We start from the raw sequence: 8,284 nt of genomic DNA, 5'->3' as shown, positions 1-8,284 counted from the left end.
GTATTTTGAGTACTATAATAATAGGAGAAGACATCACGCTTTAGATGATGAATTCCCAGAAGATATTTATTATGGCAAAGTTAAACTAATAGCTGCATAATGACTGGTGTGAGTTTAATTAGACCACTACATATGCAGTTGCATCAGCCCATGTTATATTTATTTAAATTTTCTTAATATTATGTTCTTTAAGAACCGTTTATATTCTTTTTTATAGTTAATTCCATTATCTGGTGCATCATATAGTTTTAGATCATATAGATGCTCATTATGTCTTATGGATACAATTAGTACTCTTACAGGTACTGGATATTCAAGATTTTCATGGACAAAGTCGAAATTAGCATAATATTTGTATGCAAAAAAACCGCTTATTTTGAACTTTTTCGGTTTTTGTAGTGAAATAAAATTGGGTAAAAAATTTGAATATAAATTCAATTCTTCATAAACGTTGTCTTTAAAATGGAAATCAATAGGTATATTCTGTTCACCTAAAAAGAAAGTGATTCCTGGTGTAAAAGTGTTTGCAGAATTATCCAGTTGTTCTTTAGAAATAACAGTTAGAGGTGTTTCTTTACTGCAAATCTCTCTAACCTCGTCACAAACTTTGTCGTATTGTTTCCTTATTTCATGAACTTCTGGATCATCTATATAGGATATGTTGTTATTTAGAAAATCCCTTGTTTGATCAAATGTAAATCTGGTATCAGTTAAACCCTTATATATCTCATCTTCTCTAGCAAAAAACCATGAATTAGTCTTTTGTAATAAAATACCGTAAACTAAATTTATATAAACGTTATCTATATTATCAATAATTGATATTCCTGAATTATTTACTGATAATTTTTTTAGTTTTTTTTCAAACCTACTGTTATGAAATAGAAAATCAAACAACATTCCCAGACTCCAAATTCATGACATATATTTTTGACGATGGCTTCAACATGTTAGGGATCTTTCTATGTTTTAAGCTCAATAGCATTTTCTATTGCTTTTTTAAAAAACTCTAGTTCTTCTCCCTTTAGTTCATAGTTAATGACTAAGCATTGTTCTATGTTAGGACCATAATGTTCATGAAACATAATGCGATACTTTGTACTATCACTGATATCAATTACTGTACTAAAAAAGCTGTTCAGGAACACTCCCTGTTATGTATATTAGGTTAGTACCAAATATAGCCTTATGATAATTGCGTGACTCTTCCCATATCATTTTTGAGCTTCCATCAGGATACCCACATCTCTGAAAAGAGAAGTTTTCATGCCCCTTGTAATTTTCACAGAAATCTAAAAATGGAGTAACACTCAAGACACTTGCTTGATTGACCTCATATTCTCTAACCCAAAACCTGCTTCTAAATCCATACTTTATTCCTGTATCCCTTATGAACGCATTAGCTGCATGCACACAGTTTAAGTATTAATTTTCTCGTTAATATCATTTATTGATAGAGCTTCGTAAGTAATATGAGATGCATTATAGTCGTCTTCTTTGTATCTTGCAACTTACCACCTACCTCAGATCTTAGAGAGTCAGTTGCCGTGATTACCAGCAAGGGATTGCTCGTATCCGCTGCACTAACCCTGAAAACTATTAGGTGTACTTCCGCTCCTCCTGTAGTCGAAAAAGGACTTTACGTGAAGTATGGTTTTAAAAAATCGATAAAAGGGCAGATATTTATGGGAATTGAGAGCAAGTCTTCTGTCTTAATTTATGATAATTATTTATTATAGGTTTTGCTAAGCAACTAGTGCGAGCAAGTGATTATTTTTGTAAGGTTTTTTAAGATGAATGAATTAAGAAAATATTGTAGAAGTTTACATGCCCCAATAAGTTTGGGGTCTACCTCTGATGACCGTTTTATGCCAAGTGGCTTTTTAAAAAGTTTTGCTGCGATGGAAAAGCTCATTTTAACTGAAAAACTAGATGGGCAAAATAATTGTTTTAGTAAACTTGGCGTGTTTGCTCGATCCCACATCTCACCAACATTGCATCCTTGGGATAAACCCATGCGTGAACGCTGGAATTTGATTAAAAATGACTTACAGGACATTGAGATTTTTGGTGAGAATATGTATGGCATTCATTCCATTGCTTACCGAAAATTGGAATCATATTTTTATGTTTTTGCAGTGAGAGAAAAGGATACTTGGTTATCCTGGGATGAAGTAAAATTTTATGCCGAAATGTATGATTTTCCAACTGTACCGGAGTTGACAATTTCAACTGCCTTAAAAGATATATATTCTGAAAGTAAAAATGAAAACGAAATCTTAGAAGAATGGTTAACCCGTAATCTTGGAATGAATTGGACTGAATATGTAGAGACTTCTGGCCAACTGGGAGGTTATTCTCCAGAAACAGGTAATGATAGCTCAGAGGGGTTTGTGATTAGAAATGCTAAAGGATTTAAGACAAATGAAGGTTCAATTCCAGTTGCAAAAAATGAGTTTAATAATTTGTTTAAACTTGTGCGTAAATCACATGTAAATACAGATGAACATTGGACAAAAACTTGGATGCCTGCCCAACTTATTGATTATAGTAAATACAATTGGTTTGGATATGAGTATTTGGAAAAAAGATGATTTGGAAATTCCCTTATTACGAAATAAATACCTCAATTGACTGGACTTCCTTGGAACAAAATTTTGTTTGGTTTCAGGAGATGAAAAATATTCCACAAGATCCTGAATGGCATGCAGAAGGTGATGTATTTACTCATACGAAAATGGTGGTGGAAGCTCTTGTTGCTTTGCCGGAATTTAAGAAATTAAGCGAACAGGATAAACATATTCTGTTTAGTGCTGCATTACTTCATGACATTGAAAAAAGATCTACCACAACAACAGAAGTAGTGGATGGAATAACTCGAATTGTTTCTCCTAAACATGCAAAAAGAGGTGAAGCAGCTACACGGAGCTTTTTATATCAGCAGTTAGCCCCTCCTTTTGCTATTCGGGAGGAAATTACTCATTTGGTTCGTTATCATGGACTTCCGTTATGGGTTTTTGAAAAGGCAAACCCGGAAAAAGAAGTAGTTAAAGCCAGTTTAGTGTTAAATACTGAATTTTTATACATTTTAGCTAAAGCAGATGTTCTTGGTCGTATTTCTGCAGATAGAGAAGATTTATTATGCAAAATTGAATTATTTAAAGAACTGTGCTTAGAAAATGTTTGTTTTGGTCAAAAAAGAAATTTTTCTTCTCATTACGCTCGATATCTTTATCTCAACAAACAAAATATGTCACTGGAATATGAACCATATGATGACTTGGGATATGAAGTGATTTTGCTCTCCGGATTACCTGGAACGGGAAAGGATACTTATATACAAAATCATTTATCCTATCCTGTTGTTTCTTTAGATGATTTGCGCCGTGCAAACAATATCTCGCCTACAGATAGAAAGGGGAATGGACGTGTTGTACAATTAGGAAAAGAAACCTGTAAAGAATATTTACGCAATAAAATGACTTTTGTCTTTAATGCCACAAATATCACAAAAGAACTCCGAAATAAGTGGATATCACTTTTTATTGATTATAAAGCAAGAGTCAAAATAATCTACTTAGAAGTGCCGTTTCAACAATTATTAGTACAAAACCAAAATCGTGAAAATATTGTTCCAGAAGGTGTAATCGATAGGTTAATTCAGAAATTAGAAATTCCGACTTATGAAGAGGCTCATGAAATTGAATATATTATTCAACACAGCTGTCCATCATTATAGTGGTCTAATTCAAAAAGCAATATTTTCATCTTTATATTTATTAGCGTAAATTGTTGTAAGGGTCGTTTCCCATTTTCCACCACCTAGTATGGTAATCTTCATTGTTCCTCTCTTTTAAACTATAATGCGTATGTTATACCACCATTTTGTTATTCAGGTGGTTTAATATTGAGTATTGCTTTTGGAATTATAGACTTTAGTTTTGATTCTAATTTTGCTTGATTCTTTTGATAAAAAATTCCTAATAAGATTAGACCAATTCCAAAAAAAGTAAGAATGAAAGGAAGTAGGGGCGAGTCTTTAAAGAACTCATATGAGATACGAGATAATAGTTCTGTCATTCCTATAGTCCCAAATATTAAGAAAACTTTTTGATCTAGAATAATATAGGAACCTATAAAAAATAAGTTTACAGCAAAAAAGATGATGAATTTGCCAATTTCATCGTTGTGATAAATGGATAATGAAGCTGTTAGTGTTAGTAAACCAAATAGATATAGCCAAAATGAAAATGATTTATTTGATTTGCGATTTATAAAGTATCCTATTATTAACATTATTGTTCCGAAAATAAGAGAAATATGTTTTCTGTCTGTCCAAGTAAGGTAATTTGTTCCGAATATTATTGGAACAATATCCATCGAGAAAAACCATAATCCAAAAGAGATGGGAGCAAGGATAAATGGAAATCTTACAAAATATAGAATTACTAAACCTACAAAAATACCAGATAATTCAAGAACCACCCATTTGCCTTTTATCCAAATATAAAAATCTCCATAACTCGTTGATTGTGGCCAAATTTCAAAATGCTTTAACAATCCAAACATTAGAAGTGGAATGAGACAAATGACGATAGAAAATAGCAATCCACCTGGTGTTATTAATTTTTTGATGAAGTATAGATAATATGCTCCCAATAACATTCCAACAATATAAATTGTAGTTAAGATAGCTATTCCGCCGCCGCCAAAGATGTCCCAACTGTTATACATCAGCCAAGTCATTGCAGAAATGACTAGCAATGCACCGGCATAGTAAAGAAGATTCATGACTTTATTGTTATCTGGATTGCTTTTACTTAGATTTAATAACTGTTCATATTGGTCATTGGAAATTATATTCTTTTCTAAACCATTTTTTAGATCACTTATTGTAAATTTCATTTCTGTATTCCTTTCTGTGACAAGTGGCTAATTCCGCTTTATACGCTTTATTTCCTGTCTTAAATCTCGACAGGCATCACAAACTGAATAGTACTCGGTAATATCAAAATCTATAGACAATTCTTCCGCATAAAGCAGTACTTTTTCAATTCCTTCATTAAGAAACATTTCCATTATTTTATCCCTATAAGGATTATAATTCTCAAGAAAATCATCGACTTCCATTTCATCAGTACATAAACTATCTATAATTCCATAAGGATTGATGCAAATAGATTCTATTTTGTCAGGTTTATCTGTATAAGGAAGGATTTTGCAATCAATCTCATTAATATTAGAAATAGTTTTGAATCGATTGGGAAAATTCTCTAAAGCTCTTCCTGCTGGAAATAATACATTTCCTCGACTGATTTTAATATTATATTTCTGAGAAAAATAATTTAGCAACTCCCGAGTTTTATTATCGAATTGGTTGTCGCCTTCAGAAGACTCAAACCAACAGGGATGCAGTTGTATTCCTTTTAACTTGGTTGTGAGCAATCTCGCGATTGAATATTCTACAATATTATAATTAAGTTTTTCATTATGAAAGTAATCAATAGAAATTAGTATATTATTAACTTCTGCTTTTTCTAAAGCGAGGCAGATCTCATCAATCTTTGATTTATTATTGGTCCAAAATGCATTGGTTATGATTTGTCTTGATGGGATTCCCAGTTCCTTTGCATAATTTAATATCCCGATAGTAGAATCTGGATATAGAAGAGGTTCTCCACCGAAAGTCATTACAGAGTCAATGGAATATTCTTTTGTAATTCTATCAAGAATGCTCTTTCCCTTTTCAACAGAAATTGACTTAGTTGATCTCTTAGAATCATAATTCGAACAAAATGAATACAATGAGAAGTTCAATTATCTGTGATCGAAAATTCTACTCTTTTTAAATCAATATATTTATTCATATAAAATAATTCCTTTTTATCCGGCCCTTTGTGGGCTTGAGTAATATCGGGAAAAGTATATCATACTTTTTTCGATATTGGTCAAAAGATCAGTTGGGGTGAGCTGAAGGCGAACCAAATATACTATGTTATTGGCAGTTATCGGAACACAATTAAAGGAGTAAATTAATCGGTTTGAATGTCAAATATTCTCTTAATTATTCCCGAATTCAAATCTGATGTGCAACAACTGGAAATAAAGCAAAGAAAGACATAGTAGTATAAATAAAAACAAGATATCCTCTCTTGGATCTATAGTACCACATAAATTACCAAAGAAGTGAGAATATCTTGCATAGAAACATTTCACATCCAACATTCTTTGTTATAGCCATATCAGCCAAGAAGAACGTTATTAAATTATGATTTTAGTAGCAAAAAGTCTTAGTCAATGCAAATGGTCTTATTAGGTAGCATATTCCCAAGAAAACTGATATAAGAAAAATTAGTAATGACACGATAATCAATACAGAGCATGCACTAAATAGTAGACCCAGAAAGTTTCTTGGATATTTAAATCCCTATGAGGCTTTTAAGAAAAGTATTGCATTTCAGTTTTGAACTCATGATGTAAAAATTGATTTAGCCTGGAATTGTACCTAACGTCTCTTAATATACGACATTCTTATGATTGTGCAAGTTTATAGGACGGGTGAGCAAACTCTATAAATCGACCAGCAGAAAAGTCCTTCTGAAATCCATTTAGTTTCCAAACTTAGAACTCATTCAATAACGTAAAGATTTCTAAGAAGATATGTGAAAAAGACAGGAATAATAAGGGATAGCAGGGAAGGGGAAAAAACAACACACCAACCAATAGATGAGGAGCCAAAGTTACTACTCTACTGATAACTATCTCACTTAACATTTAAGGTTTCTCGAATACAAAAAGTCCTACGGCACGTTTAAATGATTGGCGTGATTTCTTCAAGGAAGAAACTATGATGAATGAGGATTTGGAGGAGCCCAAGATATAGGTTCTGCGTGTAATCGCTGTTAGGCGAAGTGCTCCAGAGTATATATAAATGGAATACCTAGTATGTCAGTTTATATTCAAGTTAGAAAATATTTGGCTGTTAGTCCGAAGATTGTTTAAATCTAATTTATTCCATCTTTTTATCCGCTAAGACAGCGGATTTTTCTTTGAATATTCGTTCTTTATTAAAAAGGAATTTACAATCCTATAATCATACTCATCCGGTGAAAAGTTTCCATAGGTACAATTATCAAGAACCTTTTCCATGTTTGATTTAGGAACATGGTAACTCGTTAGTTTCTTCTCCCTGTAATCCTGCTACTTCTTCACCTGATAAATCACCAGTCCCTCTGTACCGCGGACAAAGAGAATATTATTGACTGCTTTAATGCCGTAGAGCATACCGTCATACTTAACATCTGCAAGATCTTCACCTGTTGCCAAATCGAGCAGACAGAGCTTGTCATTAAAGTCAGTGTCTACTCCGTAAAATAACAGGTATATATTATTGACACCGGCCATCTGCCGGCCCGTATACTCCCCGTCAAACCGGTGCCATAACTCTCCCTCCGGCCCGAAGGTGAGGCATGCCACCCCGCGCTTTTTACCGGCAAGTTTAACCATGTATTTGTCAGCAATAAAAAGAGGCTCCATAAACCCCCTGTCCGAACTATCAAGACTAAACTCACCCAGACTGACAAGTCCTTCTTCAGTTCCTTTGAACTCATAAAGCTTATAAGCATCAGTAGACTCAGCGATAAAAAGCATTCCGTCTTTGTGTGACATGACAGAATCAATATAAATATCAGTGATGTTTTGCCAGTGCTCTAAAGACGGGCCTTCTGCCTTAAAAAGGCCTGATGCTCCCGACAAATAGAGCCGGTCATTAATATTGTGTAGATACTGTACATTCAGCTGAAAGCGAGCCTTTTCTATAACAGTGCCCTCTTCGAAATTAAGAGCAATAATATGGTGGTCCGTTGAATTGCTATTGTACCCCAGATAAATTAATTCTTCATTAAAAGAGGTGATACTGTTAATATCCCTGGGCCTGTATTCACTCTGCTTCCTCCAGAGCATATTACCATTCTCATCAATGCAAAAGATATTAAAATTGTCCGAGTCTGTGTCACAGGAAAAAAGAAAAATCCGCCCTGCAAAAAGAAAGATCATACCGAGATCGATTTTTGTCCGCCCCTCAAGCGCCAGCTCCCAGACCGGATCAAAATCCTCTCTTCCAAGAGCAATGATTTTATCATTGCTTCTCACTAAATATTTGTCATTCCATAATTTAATATCAGTAACAATCATCAAATCGCTCAAACGGGCACATTCTGTAATATTCAACATTATTAAGCCTCACAGATTTTTAATATATATCTAAAAATAAAGAATAATACTC

7 protein-coding genes are annotated in these 8,284 nt (G+C 33.4%); 2 read left to right on the top strand and 5 right to left on the bottom strand.

The genetic code is table 11. The features are described from left to right. Nucleotides 1-159: 159 nt before the first annotated feature. Together K345_RS0106250 and K345_RS23645 are read right to left on the bottom strand one after the other, a co-directional pair. Nucleotides 160-900: a hypothetical protein gene (locus K345_RS0106250; protein ID WP_028973445.1), complete on the bottom strand. Its 741-nt coding sequence runs from the start codon at nt 898-900 to the stop codon at nt 160-162. Between the two features lie 62 nt (nt 901-962). Then, a complete protein-coding gene (locus tag K345_RS23645) occupies nt 963-1,085 on the bottom strand; it encodes a hypothetical protein (protein ID WP_281169310.1) in 123 nt (40 codons plus the stop codon). Between the two features lie 708 nt (nt 1,086-1,793). On the opposite strand from K345_RS23645, the gene K345_RS0106235 reads away from it, so the two are divergent. Together K345_RS0106235 and K345_RS0106230 are read left to right on the top strand one after the other, a co-directional pair. Continuing rightward, nucleotides 1,794-2,594, top strand: a complete 801-nt coding sequence (locus tag K345_RS0106235) for an RNA ligase family protein (protein WP_028973443.1) — start codon at nt 1,794-1,796, stop codon at nt 2,592-2,594. Continuing rightward, nucleotides 2,591-3,739, top strand: a complete 1,149-nt coding sequence (locus K345_RS0106230) for an AAA family ATPase (RefSeq protein ID WP_053228110.1) — start codon at nt 2,591-2,593, stop codon at nt 3,737-3,739. Before K345_RS0106235 ends, K345_RS0106230 begins: the two co-directional genes overlap by 4 nt. 149 nt (nt 3,740-3,888) lie before the next feature. On the opposite strand, the gene K345_RS19995 is transcribed toward K345_RS0106230, so the two are convergent. The 3 genes from K345_RS19995 to K345_RS0106210 form a co-directional block, all read right to left on the bottom strand. Continuing rightward, on the bottom strand, nt 3,889-4,905 hold the full coding sequence (locus K345_RS19995; protein WP_053228109.1) for a DUF2157 domain-containing protein: 1,017 nt from the start codon (nt 4,903-4,905) through the stop codon (nt 3,889-3,891). A 27-nt stretch (nt 4,906-4,932) separates the two neighbouring features. Further along, nucleotides 4,933-5,805, bottom strand: a complete 873-nt coding sequence (locus tag K345_RS0106215) for a radical SAM family protein (protein WP_028973441.1) — start codon at nt 5,803-5,805, stop codon at nt 4,933-4,935. 1,395 nt (nt 5,806-7,200) lie between these two features. After that, on the bottom strand, nt 7,201-8,193 hold the full coding sequence (locus K345_RS0106210) for a hypothetical protein (protein WP_028973440.1): 993 nt from the start codon (nt 8,191-8,193) through the stop codon (nt 7,201-7,203). Between the last annotated feature and the right edge of the window lie 91 nt (nt 8,194-8,284).

Origin of the sequence: Spirochaeta cellobiosiphila DSM 17781, assembly GCF_000426705.1 — a bacterium.
In the GTDB taxonomy this organism is placed as follows: domain Bacteria; phylum Spirochaetota; class Spirochaetia; order DSM-17781; family DSM-17781; genus Spirochaeta_E; species Spirochaeta_E cellobiosiphila.
The sequence above is the reverse complement of the archived record's forward strand: the minus strand, read 5'-3'. Positions and strand labels throughout refer to the sequence as shown.